At 68.8% G+C, this 18400-nt stretch carries 20 protein-coding genes; 3 read left to right on the top strand and 17 right to left on the bottom strand.

Features of this window, described 5'->3' with window-relative positions; translation table 11 throughout:
• Positions 1-27: 27 nt before the first annotated feature.
• The 5 genes from DEJ19_RS19855 to DEJ19_RS19835 form a co-directional block, all read right to left on the bottom strand.
• Entirely contained in the window at positions 28-1236 is a 1209-nt protein-coding gene (locus DEJ19_RS19855; RefSeq protein WP_111232052.1) for a hypothetical protein, read from the bottom strand.
• An 8-nt stretch (positions 1237-1244) separates the two neighbouring features.
• Positions 1245-1745 carry a hypothetical protein gene (locus tag DEJ19_RS19850; RefSeq protein ID WP_111232053.1) on the bottom strand — a complete coding sequence of 167 codons (501 nt, stop codon included), beginning with the start codon at positions 1743-1745 and terminating at the stop codon, positions 1245-1247.
• Positions 1742-2932, bottom strand: coding sequence for a hypothetical protein (locus DEJ19_RS19845; RefSeq protein WP_111232054.1), 1191 nt, complete (start codon positions 2930-2932; stop codon positions 1742-1744). Before DEJ19_RS19845 ends, DEJ19_RS19850 begins: the two co-directional genes overlap by 4 nt.
• Positions 2933-3012: 80 nt before the next feature.
• Positions 3013-3354 (bottom strand): hypothetical protein, encoded by a 342-nt coding sequence (locus DEJ19_RS19840; RefSeq protein WP_111232055.1) that lies wholly within the window; start codon positions 3352-3354, stop codon positions 3013-3015.
• Positions 3355-3413: 59 nt separating this feature from the next.
• Positions 3414-3587, bottom strand: coding sequence for a hypothetical protein (locus tag DEJ19_RS19835; RefSeq protein ID WP_181441430.1), 174 nt, complete (start codon positions 3585-3587; stop codon positions 3414-3416).
• Positions 3588-3736: 149 nt separating this feature from the next.
• On the opposite strand from DEJ19_RS19835, the gene DEJ19_RS19830 reads away from it, so the two are divergent.
• The gene (locus DEJ19_RS19830; protein ID WP_111232056.1) at positions 3737-4534 is read left to right on the top strand and encodes a hypothetical protein; all 798 of its coding nucleotides are present in this window, start codon (positions 3737-3739) and stop codon (positions 4532-4534) included.
• 68 nt (positions 4535-4602) lie between these two features.
• Here DEJ19_RS19830 and DEJ19_RS19825 read toward each other — a convergent pair whose 3' ends face one another.
• The 3 genes from DEJ19_RS19825 to DEJ19_RS19815 form a co-directional block, all read right to left on the bottom strand.
• Positions 4603-5466 (bottom strand): hypothetical protein, encoded by an 864-nt coding sequence (locus DEJ19_RS19825; protein ID WP_111232057.1) that lies wholly within the window; start codon positions 5464-5466, stop codon positions 4603-4605.
• A 66-nt stretch (positions 5467-5532) separates the two neighbouring features.
• On the bottom strand, positions 5533-6300 hold the full coding sequence (locus DEJ19_RS19820) for a hypothetical protein (protein WP_111232058.1): 768 nt from the start codon (positions 6298-6300) through the stop codon (positions 5533-5535).
• A 5-nt stretch (positions 6301-6305) separates the two neighbouring features.
• Positions 6306-6677 (bottom strand): hypothetical protein, encoded by a 372-nt coding sequence (locus DEJ19_RS19815; protein ID WP_111232059.1) that lies wholly within the window; start codon positions 6675-6677, stop codon positions 6306-6308.
• Between the two features lie 81 nt (positions 6678-6758).
• Between DEJ19_RS19815 and DEJ19_RS19810 the strand changes: the two genes are divergently transcribed.
• Complete coding sequence (locus tag DEJ19_RS19810; RefSeq protein ID WP_111232060.1) at positions 6759-7355, top strand: hypothetical protein; 597 nt, start codon at positions 6759-6761, stop codon at positions 7353-7355.
• A 4-nt stretch (positions 7356-7359) separates the two neighbouring features.
• On the opposite strand, the gene DEJ19_RS19805 is transcribed toward DEJ19_RS19810, so the two are convergent.
• The 5 genes from DEJ19_RS19805 to DEJ19_RS19785 form a co-directional block, all read right to left on the bottom strand.
• Positions 7360-8382, bottom strand: coding sequence for a hypothetical protein (locus tag DEJ19_RS19805; RefSeq protein WP_146250487.1), 1023 nt, complete (start codon positions 8380-8382; stop codon positions 7360-7362).
• A gap of 20 nt (positions 8383-8402) precedes the next feature.
• Positions 8403-9080, bottom strand: coding sequence for a hypothetical protein (locus DEJ19_RS19800; RefSeq protein WP_111232062.1), 678 nt, complete (start codon positions 9078-9080; stop codon positions 8403-8405).
• A gap of 40 nt (positions 9081-9120) precedes the next feature.
• Positions 9121-10449 carry a hypothetical protein gene (locus tag DEJ19_RS19795; RefSeq protein WP_284176620.1) on the bottom strand — a complete coding sequence of 443 codons (1329 nt, stop codon included), beginning with the start codon at positions 10447-10449 and terminating at the stop codon, positions 9121-9123.
• Between the two features lie 59 nt (positions 10450-10508).
• A complete protein-coding gene (locus DEJ19_RS19790; RefSeq protein ID WP_146250488.1) occupies positions 10509-12938 on the bottom strand; it encodes an ATP-binding protein in 2430 nt (809 codons plus the stop codon).
• Positions 12939-14824: 1886 nt separating this feature from the next.
• On the bottom strand, positions 14825-15217 hold the full coding sequence (locus tag DEJ19_RS19785) for a hypothetical protein (RefSeq protein ID WP_146250490.1): 393 nt from the start codon (positions 15215-15217) through the stop codon (positions 14825-14827).
• Between the two features lie 245 nt (positions 15218-15462).
• On the opposite strand from DEJ19_RS19785, the gene DEJ19_RS19780 reads away from it, so the two are divergent.
• Positions 15463-16326: a hypothetical protein gene (locus tag DEJ19_RS19780; RefSeq protein ID WP_111232066.1), complete on the top strand. Its 864-nt coding sequence runs from the start codon at positions 15463-15465 to the stop codon at positions 16324-16326.
• A gap of 2 nt (positions 16327-16328) precedes the next feature.
• Here DEJ19_RS19780 and DEJ19_RS19775 read toward each other — a convergent pair whose 3' ends face one another.
• The 4 genes from DEJ19_RS19775 to DEJ19_RS19760 form a co-directional block, all read right to left on the bottom strand.
• Positions 16329-16808 (bottom strand): HD domain-containing protein, encoded by a 480-nt coding sequence (locus DEJ19_RS19775; protein WP_111232067.1) that lies wholly within the window; start codon positions 16806-16808, stop codon positions 16329-16331.
• 30 nt (positions 16809-16838) lie between these two features.
• Entirely contained in the window at positions 16839-17552 is a 714-nt protein-coding gene (locus tag DEJ19_RS19770; protein ID WP_146250492.1) for a hypothetical protein, read from the bottom strand.
• Between the two features lie 267 nt (positions 17553-17819).
• The gene (locus DEJ19_RS19765) at positions 17820-18239 is read right to left on the bottom strand and encodes a hypothetical protein (RefSeq protein WP_146250494.1); all 420 of its coding nucleotides are present in this window, start codon (positions 18237-18239) and stop codon (positions 17820-17822) included.
• Positions 18230-18370: a hypothetical protein gene (locus tag DEJ19_RS19760; RefSeq protein WP_181433567.1), complete on the bottom strand. Its 141-nt coding sequence runs from the start codon at positions 18368-18370 to the stop codon at positions 18230-18232. Before DEJ19_RS19760 ends, DEJ19_RS19765 begins: the two co-directional genes overlap by 10 nt.
• Between the last annotated feature and the right edge of the window lie 30 nt (positions 18371-18400).

Raw genomic sequence — 18400 nt, 5'->3', positions numbered from 1 at the left:
GGCTCTATGCCGTCCCCGCCGGACCAGTCAGGGGGCGCAGCGGTAGACGCTGACCGTCCACCCGCTACTGGTCTTCCCGACCTGGTAGGTGAACGCGAAGTCAGGAGCGAGGGCGACGGTGTCGCCGGGGTTCGCTGCCTGCACGAACGCGAGGTCGCCGGGAGTGCAGGACGCCTGATAGTTGCCTGCGGTCGTGACGGTCGGCGCAGTTGGCGCCGGCGCCGGCGTCGGCTTCGCGGTCGGGGTCTGCGACGGAGTCGGCGTCTGTGTCGGCTGCGGCGGGACGATCGCGACGGGCGGCGGCGTCGGTGCAGCAGTCACCGACAGTGAGGGCGACGGCGTGGGTGTGGGGGAGGCGGTCGCTTGACGCTTCCGCTTCTCTTCGTCAGCCTTCTGCTGCGCCTTCTCCTTCGCCTGGCTGACCTTGAAGTTCGCTTCACCGACCTTCTGCGAGGACTCCATAGCCTGTCCGGCGTCGTCGTACTCGGAGACGGCGTCGCTGAGAGCGGTCAGCTGTGCCGCGGTCATCGAGATGGAGGCGACCTTGTTCGCCGCTCGAAGCTCCGTCAGTGCTGCGACGAACGCGTCTCGGGTTGCGGGCGTTGCGAGGGTGTCGGCGGCGTAGAGCCCTGCGCCGGTGTTCTCACCCGCGGTGCCGAGGTTCACCAGCGCGGTGACTGCGTCCTTCCGGGACGAGGCGATGATGGTCGTGGCCCGCTTCGTGGTCTTCGACGCCTCGCGCGTCAGCCGGACCTTCGCGGACAGGTCCTTCGTCGCAGCGCGATACCCACGGATGGAGATGGAGGGATGCGCGGCGTCGCCGGCGCTGACCTTCTCGCCGGGCTTCGCCGCGATCGCACGCTTCAGGGTCTCGTCGGCGTCGCCGAGTGCGCGGACCGCCGGCTCGGTGAACAGCTTCTTGTGTGACTCCACGTTCGCGGCGACGGTCTTCTCCGTCATCTGAGCGGTCTTCTTCGCCGCGCCGTGGGTGCTGGCGACGGTGTCGTACGACTCCTGCGCGAGGATGAGCCGGTTGGTCTCAGCGGTGAACGCCCGACGCGCGGTTGCGAGCTGTTGCGCCTGCAACGGGAAGGTGAACAGCGCAACGTACGCCCAAAGCAGCGCGACGATGAGAACGACGACGGTGACCACCCAGCCGGGGTGCTTCCTCGACCACTCCGACGCGGTGGTCGGCATGGTCAGGGACGGCGGGGAAGTGTCGAACGTGAGTGCCATCGCCGGGCCTAGCTGAACTCGTCGTACTGGGCTGCAGCGGGCGCAGCGGGAGATGCGGCCGCGGCCGGAGCGGCGGCAGGAGCCACACGCTGCGCCCGACGGGAACCTGCCACGTCGGCGGTACTGGGCGTGATGCCGAGCTGCTGCTTGAACTGCTCGCGCACCCCCTGCGGGAGCATCTGCTCCGGGGTGTTGTACAGCGCGAGCATCGTCTGCATCTGGGTGAACTGTGCAGTGCGCTCCGCAGCGACGGCGGCTCGTTCCGCCGCTTCGGCCTGTCGGACCGATGCGCCGGCGATGGACGCCAGAGCTGCGTTCACGGTGCTGAGCGCAGCGGTGTTGTCGCGGAGCTCCGCACCGACTTCGGCGCCGGCCCAGGCAAGCGCTGCGGCCTGGCGCGCGGCGCTGGTGCCGAAGTCGGCATGGCCGAGGTTCTTCATGCGCTTCTGCGCGGCGGCGGCACCGGTGACGGGCCCGCCGGGGATGGAGGTGATGGTCGTGTCGGTCATGCGACTGCCTTCTTGGTCTTGCGGCGGTTCCGGCGGATGAACACCAGGCGGATGAGCTCTTCGGTGGCGACGAGGGAGAACAGCGGCACCGCGGACGAGAACACGACACCGAAGACGGCCTCGGGGGAGGACAGGTCGCCATTCCAGTGGGTGTACGTGTGCATGAAGTTCGCGACGACGGAGAACCCGGTGACGACGAACAGGTACAGCCGCGTGGACCAGACCTTGTCGCCGCGAGCACCGAAGACCATCAGCGCCCAGGAGAAGCCGACGATGGCGAAGTCGAGCGCGACGACGGGAACCCACTGGACGCTCTTCGGCGCTCCGGTGTACTCAGCCATCGCGTAGACGGAGGTGAACGACGCGGTGAGGTTCGCGGCGAGGATGACGCCGAGTGCGACGACCGCGGCGATCATCACCCAGAACTGGTCCGGGTCGATGAGCGGGAACTTCTTCGCCTTGATGGCGCCGACGAACTCCTGCTCCGAGTTCTGGATCTCCTCGTACGTCGCCGTCTTCGCCACCGGGGGAGCGGATACGACGGCCGGAGCGGCGTCCGCTTCGGGAACCGCGACGGGTGCGGCGGGCGCGACGTCCGGTTCAACGTCGTCGGTCGGCGCCGTGCCGTCAGTGGAGTCCGTCAGCTCTGCGTTGGGGGCCGGCAGGACATCGGCGGGGCGACCGGTGGTCTCAGCCTCGAGCTGTTCGAGGGTGAACACCAGCTCCGGCTCCGGCGGCTGAACGCGCTCGACCTGCGCGGTGACGACCATGTCGTCCTCATCGGTGTCGGCCGGCACCATCTCGACGGTGCGCTCCGGCTCAGTGACTGCATCCTCCACCTCGTTGACGGTGGTCTCAGTGGGGGTGTTCTCGGTGCTCGGTTCGGTACTGCCCAGGGCGAGCGTGGTGGTGGAGGTCTCCGCAGCATCGTCGGTACCCGGCGCGTCCGTGGAGACGTTCTCGTCTCGGGCGGCGGGAGCGGCGTCGCCCACGGGGAGCGTCTCGTGCTCCTCGGACGCGGCGGTCGCCTCCTCGACGATTGCGACCGGCCCGGTGACGACGGGGGCGTCGCCGAACAGCTCCTCCGCTTCGATGAGCGGAGATGTGGGCGTGGGACCTCCCTCGATGATGCTGGGCGCGACCGCGGGACCGTAGACGTCGAGCACGTCGGTCTGCTGTGGCTGCATGTTCCGTTCTCCTCACAGGGGCGGTGGTTGTCGTGCCCTCCCCCTATGCGCGGAGTGCGGAACCGCCCGGGCAGTCCTGGTCAGTGGCCGGTGAAGCCGACGTGCACGGCGACGATGAACGCCGGGGACGCCAGTAGTGCGCCGGCGCCGAGGATGGTGCGGACCCATCCACGGGCCCCGCGCGTTCGAGCCAGGCGGACGATGCCGACGGTCGTCGCTGCGGCCGGGACGATGAACCCCGTCAGGAGGACCAGTGCCGCACCGATGGGGTCGAGGCTGCCGGACTCGGTGACGCCCCAGATGGTGCCGATGGCGCTGACGACGGCGGTGCCGGACGCGAGTCCGAGGACGAGGGTCTGCGTGCCGGCCGCGATGTTCTCGCCGCGACGCCGGTACGGATGCGGGGCGGGAACGGCAGGCATGCTCGGGAAGATGCGGCGAGGCTGCCGGTGGGCTCGCCTCGCCGCGACCACCCGTGGCGTCAACGGTCGCCGCGGACCTGCTTCCAGAACGCCAACTGCTCCACCCAGAACAGCGGGTGGTCGCTGCAACGTCCAGCGGCGATGTTCGTCTCGATCATCACGACCATGTCGGTCGCGACCTTCCGAGTCTGAGCACCGACGGTGTTGGGGAAAATTCGGTCGATGAGCTTCATGATGGGTCCTCTCGGTCAGGGGAGGTGCGAAGAACCTCCCGCTCTTACCATCGGCACGAGGCGCTCCTAACTCCCCAGCGCACAGCCTCCTGTCCGGTCCGCGCATAGCTCCAGCAACGGACACCGCATCGAAACTGGAGCAGAGCAGCATGGGTCACACCACCGTCAACATCGACTTCACCGCCGCGGAAGCGGACCGGATCCTCGCCGCCGGCGACCGCAGCGACGTCCGCTACTTCGGCCCGAACGGCATGTGGCAGCCGAACGACCTCGTCACCGCAGCAGTCGCCCGGTGGCGTGACTCCGATGACGCGTACGGCGACGAGAACAGTGGCCCGGCGACGACGCTGCCGCTCACGACCCCGCGCACCATCAACGGCGCCCTTCCGCACGGCTCCCAGACGTTCATCCTCCCCGTGTGCGCCGACGCCGATGTCATCCGAACGACCGCGAAGGTGAAGGTCACCGGGACGCCGACGGAGATGGCGGCCCTGCGCGCTCGGCACTCCGACGGGCACCCACCGTCCAACGTCGCCGCTGTCCGCACCGCTCTCGAGCAGTTCGGGGCGACGGTGGAGCAGGTGAAGGTCGCTTCGGTGTCCGCACCGCGGAAGCCGGTCGCGAAAGCCACCGACGGCAAGCTCGTCACCACCTACCAGGTCGTTGAGCCGCGGCAGTGGGGTGAGCCGCGCGTCGTCGCGTCAGGAGCAACCATGGCGGAAGCCCGTCAGGCGGGTATCGACCTGATGGTCGCGAACCCTGCCATCGGCGAACTCACGGTCGAAGCGGTCGTCGTCCGTCAGGCCGAGACGGGCCTTTCGAAGGCGCTGGCAACCATCAGCCGTCCGGAGACGAACACGCACGCCATCATCGAGGTCACCACCGCCGTACCGAAGCCGGGCGCGAAGCCGGCGTCGTACATCGTCGGCTTCGACGTCCACCACTGACCTTCAACGCGACACCGCCCCCCACCGTCACGCAGGCGATTGGCGGGGCGGTGTCGTGTTGCCCCCGGTCAGCAGCGGATGGAACCGCCATGGCCGTTCGACGTCCAGCAGCCACCACCGCCGGAACCGACACCGCCACCACCGACGAAGTCAGGCCCCTTCTGCGGTGCGGTGCTGCCCCACGGGGAGGTCACACGGTCACCGCCCGGCACCCCGCCGCCGCCACTGGCTGGCGCGGGCGCTGGTGCGGGTGCGGGTGCGGAGGGACGATACGGCGAAGCGCCGGTGGGCGGAGCCGGCCGTGCTGCGGCTGCGGCTGCTGCCTGACGTGCCGCTTCCGCCGCCTGCGTCTGCCGGGCTGCTTCCTCTTCCGCGGCCTGCTTCGCGGCGGCTTCCTCGGCAGCTTTCTTCGCGGCGGCGGCATGCTCCGCAGCGATGCGAGTCGTCTCGTCGGCCTGGAACGTCGTGAAGTCGTCCTCGAGCTCCTTCGCCGCGGCCGTCAACCGTCCGGATGCATTCGTCAGCGCCGTCGCTCGAGCGGTGACGGCGTCCGCGTCGTCGCGGGACTCGCACAGCGGGCTGGTCGCGAGTGACTGCAGCTTCTTCTGCTGGGAGGCGACGGCGCCGAGGCGGTCCTGTCCGCTGCTGCCCTTCGGCTGCGCGGTCGAGGCGGGCTTGTCGGCGTACTTCTTCGACGTCCAGCCGTCCGTGTTCGGCAGGTTGGTCGTTTCGGACCCCTTCACGGCGGCGCGAGCCGCAGCGTTCGCCTTCTTCGCTGCGGTGTCTGCTGCCGTCAGTTTCCCGCGGGCGACGTCGCACTGCCGGACTGTCTCAGCGTTCGCGGCGACGGCCACTCCGGTGCCGGCGGCGACACCACCGATGACGATGACGACAGCGACTGCGATGACGGCGGTACGGCGGCGACTCTTCACGGGATGATGCAGCTCCTGCGGTTGGGGTGGGGTCATGATGACCTGTCGGTCAGGCGAGCGGATGTGTCAGGTGTTCGGGAACTGGCGGCTCACGAGACGGTCGGTGAGAGTTGCCGACACCTCGATGACATGGTCCCGGAACTGGTCACTCTTCGCCGTGCTCACGGAGTTGAGCGCGGTGATGACGTTGAAGTCCTCCGCGTCGGCGTAGCCGGTGAACTCGTTCGTCTCCACGCGGCTCAGGATGACGTCGTGAACCCGCTGGAACGTAGCGCGGAGCCCCTTCTCGTCCCCGGCGTCGAGGCGGCGGAGGACACTGCGGATGCCGACCTCCTGGTACGCGTCGTGGAACATCCTGCCGAGCTCCTCGTGCTGCTTGTCCGGCGCGAGTGGAACCACCGTTCCGATGGGTGCGTCGAGGCCGGCCTCCCGTCGGGACTCGGCGTACACGAACACTGGGTTGTCCTCGTCGATGAAGCTGCAGTCCGCCATGACAGAGCAGCCGTTGGGGTCAACGAACCCTGTCAGGATGACCTGCTCCTCGAGCACTGTCGGGTCCCACTGGAAGTCCTCGTCCGACGGCAGCTGGTCGGTCTGCATCGTGTGCAGAATGTCGCGGACGTCCACCTCGATGCGGTCCGTCTCCTGGCCGTTGTCGTCGTAGCTGTCGGCGTACTGCGTGAGGATGAACGTCACCATCACCGGCTGTTCGTGCGCAGGCGTCGGCGCGTCGATGACACCCGCAGGTGCCTCCGAATGCTGCTGCGCACCGAACTTCCCGTCGCCGTGGCGGGCGTCCTCACGAGCGACCGTGGCTGTGCTGCTGATGCTCATAGCCCTCATGTGCGCGGCTCACCTTCGGTGAGGAACTGGTTCACACCGACGGACGTGGCCAGCAGCAGAACGGGGAGGTCCTCGACGTTCCGGGTGTACGTCGCGACCTGCACATGGGTGAGGAGGCGTTCCTCGTCCGCGTTCAAGGTGCGCACGTCCGCGGCGGACAACGCCTGACCGACCTCGACGTTCACACGCCACAGGTCCTTCTGCACATCGACGAAGTCGCCGGCGGCGAGACGCGGCGCGAGCGCTTCCGGGTTCAGTACCTCGTGCACCACCTGCAGCGCAGCCCTGACGCCGGCGGCGCGACGTCGCTCCGCCTCCTCGGGAAGGGCGGTCGCGAGGTCCGGGATCTCGTCGGAGGGGTGCGGCATGCTGCCCCTATGCGCGGACCGACCGCATGTCCGTAGCAGGAGGTTGTGCCATCCTGGGCAGTCTCGGGGGAGAGGAACGTCATGAGGGGAACCAGCCGCAGCGTCACCGCTGTCGTCATCGTCGCGGCGCTCGCCGCGACCATCACCGGGTGCAGCAAGGCGTCAACGCCGACCATCTACAGCCACAGCGAAGCTGTCGCTGCGGACGATGAGATGTTCGAGGTCCTCAACGACACCATCGACGCCACCGGCGGCCTCCAAGCGTGGAGAGCGTGGTCGTCCAACGAGCCGTTGGACAACCCCGTCGGGACCGGCAAGTACAGCATCGGCGGCGGTGAGTGCATGCCGACGAACTGGCTCGGGTCGTCCGGCGACCCCCTCGGCACCTACGACGGGGCCCTCCTCAACTCCGCCGGCACATTCGACGGACCGGCGACGGCGGAGACGGTTAAGAAGATCTGGCGCGACGCCGGGTTCACCGACATCACCACCGAACGCGGCGAGGGCGGCACCACCGTCCGCGGGAAGCACGACGACCCGACACCGGTGCTGACCTTCACCTACGGCCGGGGCCCCGGCAAGCAGAAGGCGAGTCTCGAAGGGGAATCCATCTGCCAGTCGTACGACTACCTCGACGACGACACTCTCGACGACGACCGGTACGACGGCGACGAGTAGCCGCTCAGCCCCGCCAACCGCAGTTGGTGCAGCGGCCGTTGCGGATGGTGCCCTTGCGCCGCTTCCCGGTGACGCGCGACGTCGTCTCACACGGGTCCGAGTCCGCGTGTGTTGGGCAGAGGAACGTCGTCCGGGACCCGTCGTTGTGCTTCGCGCAAGCACACCGGTCCTGCTCCGTGTCGCCGGTGCATGCGCCGCAGCAGCCGCGAGCGGGCGCCGCCGCGCAGCCGGGCCCGCACTGTCCGCAGGTGCAGCCGTCCGCAAGCTGAGCGCCGGGCTCGACGGTTGCCGCTCGGGCGGCGCCGTAGAACTCCTGCCCATCCGCGACGCGGTGCATGGCCTGCGCGACCTCCGCGACGGTTGGCACTTCGGTCTCCGCCACCTGGCGGCTGGTGCTGTTCACCGCACCCCAAAGGGTCAGCGACCGGTCGACCGAGACACCGCGAGCTTCTCGCCACGCAGCCGCGGTCGGAGTCGTCGCGAACGCTGCGACGGCGCGCTGCGACTCCGAGTCGATGTCCCACACGCCGGTGTGGCTGATGTAGCTCAACGCCTCGCTGATGGTCTGAGCGGCGGCCGGGTCAGGGAGAGCACCGATGGGGAGGTCGAGGCCGGCGGAGCGGCGAGACGTGACGTATGCGGAGATGTCGTCGCCATCATCGACGTACCCGCCGACGGAGACGGAGCTCCGCTGGTCATCGTGCTCGACAACACCGCTCTCGATGGCGGCCGTCTCGAGCCATGTCGGGTCGAACCAGCTGTCGTCGCCTGGCAGCTTGTCGAGGGCGACGGAGTCCAGGAGGTGTCGGACGTCGATGTCGGCTTCACGGATGACAGTGCCGTGATCGTCGGCAGGGCCGTCATAGCTCGTCCACGTGAACCGCATGAGCACCGGCTGTTCATGCCGCGGCGTCTGGTCGAGTGCGACGGTGTCGCCGTCGTGGTGCTGCTCACCGAACTTGCCGTCGCCGAGGCGGGCGGACTCGCGAGCAACTGAGGCGGTGCGGCTGATGGTCATACCCGTCATGTGGACGGCGTCGCTGTCTCTCAGGTCTCCGACCAGTCATCGGTGACGCCTGGCTCCTGGCCGTCGGCAACGTACACGTCCTGCCATGCTCCATCGAGGAGGGCTGGGTTCTCCGTGGTGAGGCTGATGCCTCGGGAGCGGTTCTTCACGACGACGATCGGTTCTCGCGTGGGCCAGAACAGCTCCTCCATGTACGACGGGAAGTTCTGACCACTCGCACGGGCGTAGTCGATCGCCTCGTCGGCTGTGATGTGCCGGCGGCGTTCGATGGAGATGGCAAGGTCGAGGTCGCCGATGCGGTCTTCGGTCGTTGTCACGTAGCTTCCGAAGACCCGGAGCCGGAGGACGGTCGCGAGTTTCGTCGAGTCGGCATTGAAGGTGCGTGCCCGTTCGATGGCGCCGGCCAGGAGCTTGTCGGCGGTGGCGCGAGCGAGAAGCGGGGTGAACTTGGTCATCGCCAACGCGTTCCCGGTGATCGTGTTCACCCACCACACCTCGTCCTGCTCGCGGCCGTGTGTCTCCGAGCGCACGAACCCATCAGCTTCGAGGCGGGCGAGGGCTTCCGCTTCCGTGCCGTACTTCGGGTCGAGACGGTGCCCTCGTTCAGACGCGTAGGACCCATTCGAGAAGTGGTTCACGAAGTCGCGGGCGACCGGAGCGGGCAAGCCGGAGACGGTGTCGGACTTCTGCAGGCGCATGGCGTCATCGTGGCAGACGCCACCGTCGACGCAGGTCCTGTCAGACGGTGGAGCGGAGCCGCCCCGGTGGCTTGGTGGCTCCGGACACTCCGTGTCCTTGTCCTAGGGGTTTGCCCTTGTACGTCTCGGGGCGGGACGCGGTCGGGACGGGGATGCCGGGGTAGCCGAGTTCGGACACCTTGTGCGGCCACAGCGGGGGAGTGTCCTTCCGGCGGAGCCAGTGCGGGACACCACGGAGCATGGACGCGTTGCGGAGGATGGCGGTCGCCGTGTCCGGGTTCGTCGGGGTGAACGGGACAACGCGTGGTTCGAGCAGCAGCGCCGGCTTCCACAGCTGGTCGGCGGGTCCGGACGGCTTGTACGCGGCGAGGGCGAGGAACGACCGGTCAACGTGGCGGGGTTCCGGGAACCAGGACGTCCACTCGGCGACGAACATGCGGTCCGCGGTCCGGTCGAAGTTCACACCCGGGTATGCCCGGGACGCCTTCGCGACGGCCTTGCGGACGGCGACGGCGACTTCCTTCACCTGGACGTGTTTGTCCGGTCGTGGGGCGACAACGAACACGACGACGATGCCGGAGTCGGCGAGGCGGTGCTTCGCGAGGAGCTTCGCCCACCGTTCAACCTTCGCGTCGAACGACGCACCGGTGGAGGCAGTGACCTCCACGGCGATGCGCAAGCCGTCCTGGCGGACGACGGTGACGTCCGCGGCAGCCTGCGTCCCGCCGACGGAGTAGTCCGCAGCGCCGGTGCGGGAGAGCAGGTCGAAGCCGGAGAGCTTCTCCCCAAGGACCGTGCCGACACCGGGGCACCATTCCGCGGTGCGGAGCCCCAGTTCGACGGCGAGGAGGTTGTGCCGGTCGAACTGGGAGCCGGACTCCCACGGGTACCCGCCGGTGACGGACACCATCTCTGGGTACGTCAGGTGTGGGCGGACCTTCTGCTGGAACACGGTGGTCCGCGACGGCCGGTACAAGGTGCCGCGAGCGGTGCCCTGCGTGTTGAACAGGCCGTTGGAGAAGATGCCGGTGTCGGCCACTCCAGCCGCGAACAGGTCCGTCCACGTGCGGGCCTTCCCCGCGAGTTCGACATCGCCGGTGAGAGCAGCGGCCTGCTCACCGGTGAGGGTGCGCCACATGTCGAGGGCTCCCATCGCGTTGAGACGCTTCGGCAGCGCCGGGCCGGTGAGCCGGTCCAGCGCGGTCTTCCGGTCCACGTCGAGATGCGCGGGGAGCCGGCCGAGACCTTCCCGCTGCTGGGCGTGCGCCTGCTCAACGGAGAGCCACGACGCTTGTGAGCCGGTGGCCCAGAGCCCTGCGTAGAACGGGTCAACCCGGTTCGCGGTCGCGACATCCGGAGTCGGACACATGGAGGGCACCTGGTTGAACGGGAGGACACGAACCGCGGTCGGGGCGGTGGCGGTGATGGTCACTGGAAGAACTCTCCGGGGAGGTTGACGGCGTCGAAGTCGTAGCCCTGCAGGCGGGCGAACCCTGCTTGGTCGCCCCAGAAGTTGTGGACCTTCGCGGTGAACGGCAGCTGTCGTTGCCGGCCGACGGTGGTGCGGACGATGACCTCGTACGGCGGGAGGTTCGCGATGTCGGCACCGGTCCAGTCGTCGGACGCGATGTTCAGGTCCGCGAGGAGCCGGGCGATGACGGTCGGGTTGTTCTGCGCGAACGCGTACACGGTGCCGAAACCGAGGACGGAGTTCCGGACCGAGTCGGAGAGCTGCTCCGGGTTCTGCGTCGCGAACACGGCGCGGACACCGAACGACCGGCCCTGCTCACGGATCCATTCGATGACGTCGGAGGAGGACCCAGCCAGGAGCTTGAGCTCGTCGGCGAAGATGGTGACTGCGCGGTGCTGCTCGTACCAGCCGGAGCAGTTCCGCTTGATGGCGTCGTACAGCGTGTACATCAGCATCGACTGCATCTGCCGGGACAGCTCGTCGTCCAGCTGCTCACCGTTCCGGGTGACGCCGGCGTTGATGATGACGGACACGTGCTGCGTCAGGACGGTGTCCCACGTCATCCGCTTCGGTCGTGACCAGTACGACTCGGCGGACAGCAGTGACCCGACCTTCGACCGGGGTGCGTCGGTGAACTGCGCACGCTGCGACGGGGTCTTCCCGTCGTAGAGCTCGGCGAGGGACGCCGCCGCCCAACCGAGGTCGGTGCTCTCCGGAGCGTTCGTACGCACCGCCTCGGAGCGGATGGCGCCGGCGAGCTTCACACCGGCGTCGTCGCCACGCCCACCGAGGAGGATGTTCGCGTAGTAGAATGCGGACCGGCCGGCCTCCGCTTCACCCGCGGTTGCGAGTTCCGGGGTGACGGCGAACCCGGCGGCCATGACCTGCGACAGGGTGCGGAACGAGCGCTCCATGATGGACCCGTCGGAGAACGAGTACTTGATGGCGTTCACCGCGGTGCGGGCGCGCTGCTCAGCAGTGCCGGGGACGTTGAGGATGTCCACCATGAACGGTGACTGCCCGGCCAGGTCGATGCGCAGCGACCGACGGTCGTTGTACCGGTGAGCCCACGACTCGGTGTCGTCCGCTCCCTCGCCTTTGTTCTCGAACACCACGAGGCTCGACTTCGTCCCCGGGTAGCCGGGCTTGTTCATCGGCAGGACACGCTCGAGCGTCATCCATGCGAACAGCGCCTGCACGAGGCGGGACTTCCCGGAGCCGGCGAGACCGAACGCCATCGTTCCGGCGTACATGTCCTCCGCCGACTGGTACACGGGCTGGCCGTCGTTGAGGCCGATGTACGGGCCGATGCGTGTCCGCATCACCGCCGGTGCGACACGGACAGCGGTGGACGCGATGCCGGAGTCCGCGCCGGCATGCGGGGCGATGAGTCCGGCGGTCAGGGCGGGACCGACGACGAACGCGTTCTTCGGGAACGGGTACCCGCCGTCCTTGCCGTTGGTGACCCGTCCCTCCTTGTCCGTGGACTCCTTCCGCGGCTTCGTCGGTGCGAGGACACGGCGAGACGGCGGGACGATGAGGTTGTGGCGGATGAACCGGCGTGCGCGTTCCGCAGCGGACGGGACACGACCGCCGAGGTACATCGCACCAGCAGCCATCCCCGGCATGGACAGGCCAGCGAAGACACCGACCGCTGTGTACAGCGACGCGTTGTCCACGATAGCGGGCACTGTCCCGAGCCAGCAGCCGGCGATGAGGACCGCGAACGACGAGCCGAGCATCGCCAGACCCCGCTTCGTCTTCTCCACCTGGCGGACCTGGATGTTCATGTCGAAGCCGGGCATCGCCGCGGTGGTGCGCTGCAGGATTCCCTTCGCACCGCGCGCGGAAGATGACCCAGCCCAGAGGGACATCACCGGTGCGTCCCGCTCCAACGAGTGGTGGGTGCGGGTTGCGGAACCGAGGTGGTGGTCGAGCCACCGCTGGTGCCACTTCCGTTCCCGGTCCAGCGGACGACGGAGAACCATCGCGACCCATTCACCTTCGGACAGCGTCGTCGCCAGCAGCTTCGACAGCTCGGACACGTCCGCGCCGGCCTGCGTGGACCGGCCGACGGGTGCGTTCATGTTCACCGCGGCGACCGCGAGATGCTTCGCCTGGAACAGCAGCTCCGGCTCTTCCACTTCCTCCGCCCGAGCGGCGACAGCATGCGCGAGTGGGGAGAACGTCTGCGACAGGTCACGGCTGCCCGGCGGCAGCACCAAGTAGTGATGCAGCCCGTCCTCGTCGCGGCGGGTCAGCAGCACCGTTCCGTCCGGCGTCGCCGACGTGAACGCCGACGCGCGCTGCGTCACCGTCATCGCGTTCGGTTCGATGGACCCGGCACGTGTGAACTGCCACACGCGTGCGTCGTCGAGACCTGCCACCGCACACCCCTCTTCGTCGGCCGCGGCCGTCCGAAGTGACGTGCTCGCGTTCATGCGTTCGAGCACCACAGATGCGGCGAAAAAGGCGACACCTGACACCCCTCCAGCAAATCTCTGACATACCAATAACGCCCAAGCCGCGCCGCCGAAATCCCCCGCCGCCTCACCCGTCTCCCGCTGCCCTTTCGTGCCTCAGGGTGGTCGTCTGGGTTCGCACCGTGCGGTGGGCGCCCCGTCGTTCGTTCCTCTCTTCGGGGGCTCACGTCCTCGTTCCTCGTCGTTCGCGCATCGCGTCGCTTCGCTCCAAGCGATGCCCTCGGTCACTCGTTCCTCGCGTCCGAGGCGGGTCCCTCCTTGAGCGCTGTCGCCCTCAGTGCAGGAGTGGTCCCGTCGTCACCGTCTCGAAGGCTCACCGCTGCCGAGTCGCTCCCTCGGGGTCGCTCCGTCGTCGTCCCGGTCCCGTCCCGGAACCGTCACGACTCCACGGTCCGCTCAGCGTCCCGAAGCGTCACGCCCCGTGGCTGGTTCCGCCCCGTAACGAGCGCCCCTGAGGTCTTCGTCACGGATGCGTCCCGCCACCGTCCCGACGTCGTCCCGCCCCTCATGTGTGGTCAGCGCTCCGCGCGGACACCGGTCACGTCAACGACGCACCACCACCGCACCGCCACCACACCGTCACCGTCACGCCCTCCGCCCACGCAACGACACCGCACCGACCCCGTCCCGAACCGGAACGGACGACGTGCGCGCAGCGCTGCGAGGGAGGAACGACCGAGCACCGGGGCACGAGGAACGAGAGCCCCGGTCAGGGACCGGCAGCACCACGTCCACCCGCACCCCACCGACCCTGCTCCTTGTCACGCCGACGCTCCGCCACCGCCCCGACACCGTCACGCCGCCCTGACGCTCCGACCACACGCAGCCCCCGCGTCGCCACCGGTCAGCACCCCGCCCGCGCAGCGGCTCGCGACCGAGGAACGAGGGAGCGACCCCAAGACCCCCAGCCCCGTCCAAACCCGCAGCGTCCCAGCCTCCGTGACGACACGTCCCGCCGCCCTCTCCGCCACCGCAGCCGAGACGACGCACCGCCCACACGCCGCCACCCGCCCCGACCCCGCACCGCAGACGCTGACGGCGCAGCCGGCAGAGGGCCGACCCCCAGGGAGGCCCGCGACCCGCAGGGGAGCGCGAGCGAGGAACGAGCGAGCATCGTCAACGAACCGACGCACGTCCCGTCGACGTTCCCGAACACACCCGGGGGAGCGCAGCGAGCCCGGGACAAGCCACCGTCCCGCACCCACCACGCCACCGCACCAGACCACGCCCGCTGGGAGCGAAGCGGACAGCGGGACAAGCAGACGCCACGCAGGCGCTTCCGAACACGCACCGGCAACGCCGGGGACGCGCCAGCGGACCCGGACAGAGTCCGACCCGCTGACCCGTCCCGGCAGCCGGTTCGTGAACGTCGCGCCCGCTCGCCCGTGACGAAGTCGCGGGCGGACGTCAGCTTGTCCCGGGTCATCACTCCGAAAAGCTGTCCTGGTTGTCCGCGTCGGTCGGCTGATGAGGTGTCTCTTCTCACCTTCGACGTGTCCAAGCTCCGGCTGCTCTTCCCCTCCTAGATCTCACCTCTCCTGTCCCGGAAATCCGTCCGGCTGGAATCTCGCCTCGGCACTGCGGCTACCGCCGGACCGCGGGCCGCTTCGCGTCCCGGGAAGTTCACCGTCGAGCAGTGTCGCGCGTTCCAGCATGGTGTCCCCGCCCCGGTCGGCACGGAGGTCGTCGGCTCACGGGTTGGCGACTGGCTCGCGTCGCGCTGACGCGCACCAGCGGTAGCGGACCGCGCGCCGGAAGCAGCGTGCACCGCAGGCGCCGAGCTCTGATGGTCAGAGCCAGCGCCCCAGGAACTGTTCGAGGACGTTGCGGACGACAGTGACGGCGCCATGCCGCGGTTCGCCACTGTCCCGCCCGACGAGCCGGAGCAGGGCCGTCTGAGCCGTTGTGTACTCGCCCCGCTCCTCCTCCGACCAGTCGCCGGGAGGATCTGTCCGACTGGCGCTCACGGTCTCGAGCCGTCGGAGCCCCCACCGGAACCCGACGGGCTCCGGCGCCGCGTCGATCAACTGCACGAGCTGCGCGTGGGAGTACCGCCTGGCCGGGTCGGCCGCAGCGCTGATCAGGTCGGTCAGCCCGCGGAGGCCCGCTTCGGTCCCGCCGACGCGGATTCGTGCTCGCCGCGCACGGCCGCACAGGTCATACAGGAGTGCGTCGTCCGTCATGATCCCCCTCACATTGACCCCGAGTGTCCCACGGCCGCCGCACGTGCCGACGGTAGAATCGAGCGTGTTCGGACGTCGCCGCGCAGAGCCGAACACGACCGGAATCCACCCGCTCCGGCGCCCGCGCCACAGAAGCGCGGCCTGTTCAGCCAGGTGACCGCACGGCACTTGCAACTCGGGGCGGGTCTGCTGCTTCGACCCGCGGCCGCGCATAGTTGCAGCAGACCGGAAGGACGCTCTACCGCATGGCTCGATGGACAGAACCGCTCGACGCGACGTTCCGGCGACCGCCGAACCTCGTGCCGGTACAACCCGTCGACGCTCCGCCGGTGCTGCCGTTCGATGACGCGCTCGAGCGGCTCCGTGCACAGGCGCTTGCGGACTTCACCATCCGCCGCGACGCCGGCGGCTACATCTCCGGGTCGCGGCGGGAGAAGCCGCTGACGTGGGACGACGTCGAACGGTCGCTGAACGAGAAGCTCGAGTCGTACCGGGACGCGTCCCGTGCGCTCGTGCTGCAGCTCGGCGTCGAGGTGCAGAAGCCGACGCCGTGGTGGCGTCACACCGGCCTCGGCCTCGACGAGTACCTCGACCGCACCCCGGGCCGGTCACCGATCGGGACCGTCGTCTGGTCACCGGCGCCGACGTCCCTCGACGACCTCATCTTCGGTGACCTATACCTGCTGCCCGGGCAGTCCCCGAAGTGGGTGTCCGAGTCGGTGGGAAACGTCCGCCGCGAGTACGGCGTCAACGCTGCGTTCGCACTCGCTCCCGAGGTGCCGCTCCGATGGGCGAGCCGGGTCCGCATCGTGCAGGTCACCGCTGCTCTCGAACAGCAGCGGAACGACCACATCGTCCGACTCCAGCAAGAGGCGGAAGCCGGAGGTGAGTCCGGCTACCGCGCGTTCGACATGTGGCACAACCGGCACGCGCAGACAGTGTTCATGACCCCGACGCTCGGCCGCCGCGTCCTCCGCGCCGGAAGCGTCGCCGAACTCGCCGACCTCCTGGTCAGCAGCATCCCGTGGCTCACCGACTGCCACCTCACCGAGCAGCGGCTTCGCAGCACCCTCGCGACCGATGTCGCCCCGGCGGCCGTCCGCCGCTGACCTCAGGGTCGAAGCCGCGGGACCCGGAACTCGTCGAGGATGTCGTCGAGCGTCGTCCCGAGGAGCGCCGCGGTGCGTTCGTACTTCGCCTGCAGCCGGACCCGGGTGGCTTCATCGGACACCAGCGCGAGCCGGGCCGGGTCGGCGTTGTGGCTGACATCGGCGCGCTTCACCCGCGGCGCGACCGGGTCAGCCATGACCCGAGCCATCGACTCAGCGAGTGTCTCCCCGCGACGCTTCGTCATCGCGTCCACCGCCGAGACCTGCCGGGGCGTGAAGCCCTTCGCCCGGAGCTCGGCGAGGGTGACGCCCGTGTCCTCGACGACGTCGTGGAGGAACCCAACGACCTGTTCATCGTCCGTGGCGAGACGCTCCGCGACCGCGGTGGGATGCTCGATGTACGGACGGCCGACCTTGTCCACCTGCCCGGCATGCGCCCGGGTCGCCACCTCATGAGCTAGTCGCACCAGGTCAGTCGTCATGAGTTCAGCGTGGCACGGGCAGCCGACGGTTCACAGGTTCGCGCCGACCATGCCGTGAACCTCGTGGCCGTCATCGTCGGGCCACCACGCTCGCACGTCCTGCTCGTCCAAGTCGGCGGGTGTCCGTTCGAACGTGGACACGAACGCCCGCGCGGCACGCTCAGTGGGGAGGACGGCGAGCACAGTGGAACGGGACACAATCATGCTGCTGATGCCGCGGTGGTCATCGAAGAACTGCACCGCGGCGTGCACTGTCCGGTCGGACACCCCGTAGCCGTCCGAGACGCCGATGCTCAGCCGTGTCTTCTTCTTTGTCCCGACACCCGCAGACTTCGAGCCGGCGTTCGGCTGCTCACGAAGCCAGGACACCACGCCGGGAACCGCTGCGCTGTCCCGCGCGAGGACCGTGGTCGTGGCGGAACTGACCGAGGACCATGAGACGCCAGGCAGCGCCGCACCTGCACGAGCAAGGTCGAGGCGGCGTGCCTCTGCGGCTGGTGTTTCATCGGTCGAGGATGGGACGGCGCCAGAAGAGACGTCAGTCGACCATGCGGCTGTCGAAGCGCCGGCGGATCCGATGACGGTGCCGGACGACCCGTGCAGTGCCGGACGCAGCGCCACCAGGTCATCGGCGTCGAAGCCCGGGGTGACGTGCACCGTGTAGACGGCGGACCACGGTGCTGTCTCGAGGTACTCCCGAGACGGACAGTGCGAGTCGTCCGGCTGGAAGTACCGAACCGACACGTCGGTTACGCCTGGGGAGCGCTGCACCGCGTGCGTCCGTTCCCGGAACGACGCGGTCACCGACGGCGACGGCGTCAACGGTTCGCACCAACCACCGCTGCCCGCGCAGCCGGTCACAGTGGCTGCGACCGCGGCCCCCACGACCACGGTCGCAGCCCACCGGATTCCCCACACAGCACCACTGTGCGGGAAGAGTCAACGGCCGCACATCCATCGGAAGAGTGAGACGCGGGCGCTACCCAAGTCGCCGGGATGGCCGGCAGGCCGCTACGGCTGGAACGGCTTCGGGTACGGGGTGAGCAGATGGCCGCCGTTGAAGGTGACCGCCACGATGCAGCCGATGACGGACACGATGACGAGCGCTACCGCCGCTTCCAACAGAGCGGCCCGTCGCTCGCGGCGACCGTTCCGCAACGTCAGGAACATCGCGACGAAGCCAACGGCGTGCGCCACAGCAAGGGGTGCCCAGCCGAACCAGAACGTGGTCCCCGCGGCTGACGTCCCACTCGACGGATCCTTCGACGCTTCGTCCGCACCTTCCAACGACGCCAGCGACAGCCATGTCCACATGACGACCATCACCGGTACGCCGACCACTGCGAACACCCAGAACATCACCGCGCGAAGCCACCGCTTGCCGGTCGGTGCGCCGTCTGCTGGTGACGGGTCTGCGGCGTCTACCGCCATCCGCCCACGATGAACGAGTAGATGATGAACGCCGCGATGATGGGTGCTGCTGTCCACACCCCGATAGCGAGCGCCTTCTTCCCCTTCGCGGACTTCGGCACCCATCCGCCACCACCTGCAGGCATCGTCATGCCGAAGACCCTACCCACCGGCAGTCGCAC

Source organism: Curtobacterium sp. MCSS17_016, from assembly GCF_003234255.2.
Lineage (GTDB): Bacteria > Actinomycetota > Actinomycetes > Actinomycetales > Microbacteriaceae > Curtobacterium > Curtobacterium flaccumfaciens.
The sequence above is the reverse complement of the archived record's forward strand: the minus strand, read 5'-3'. Positions and strand labels throughout refer to the sequence as shown.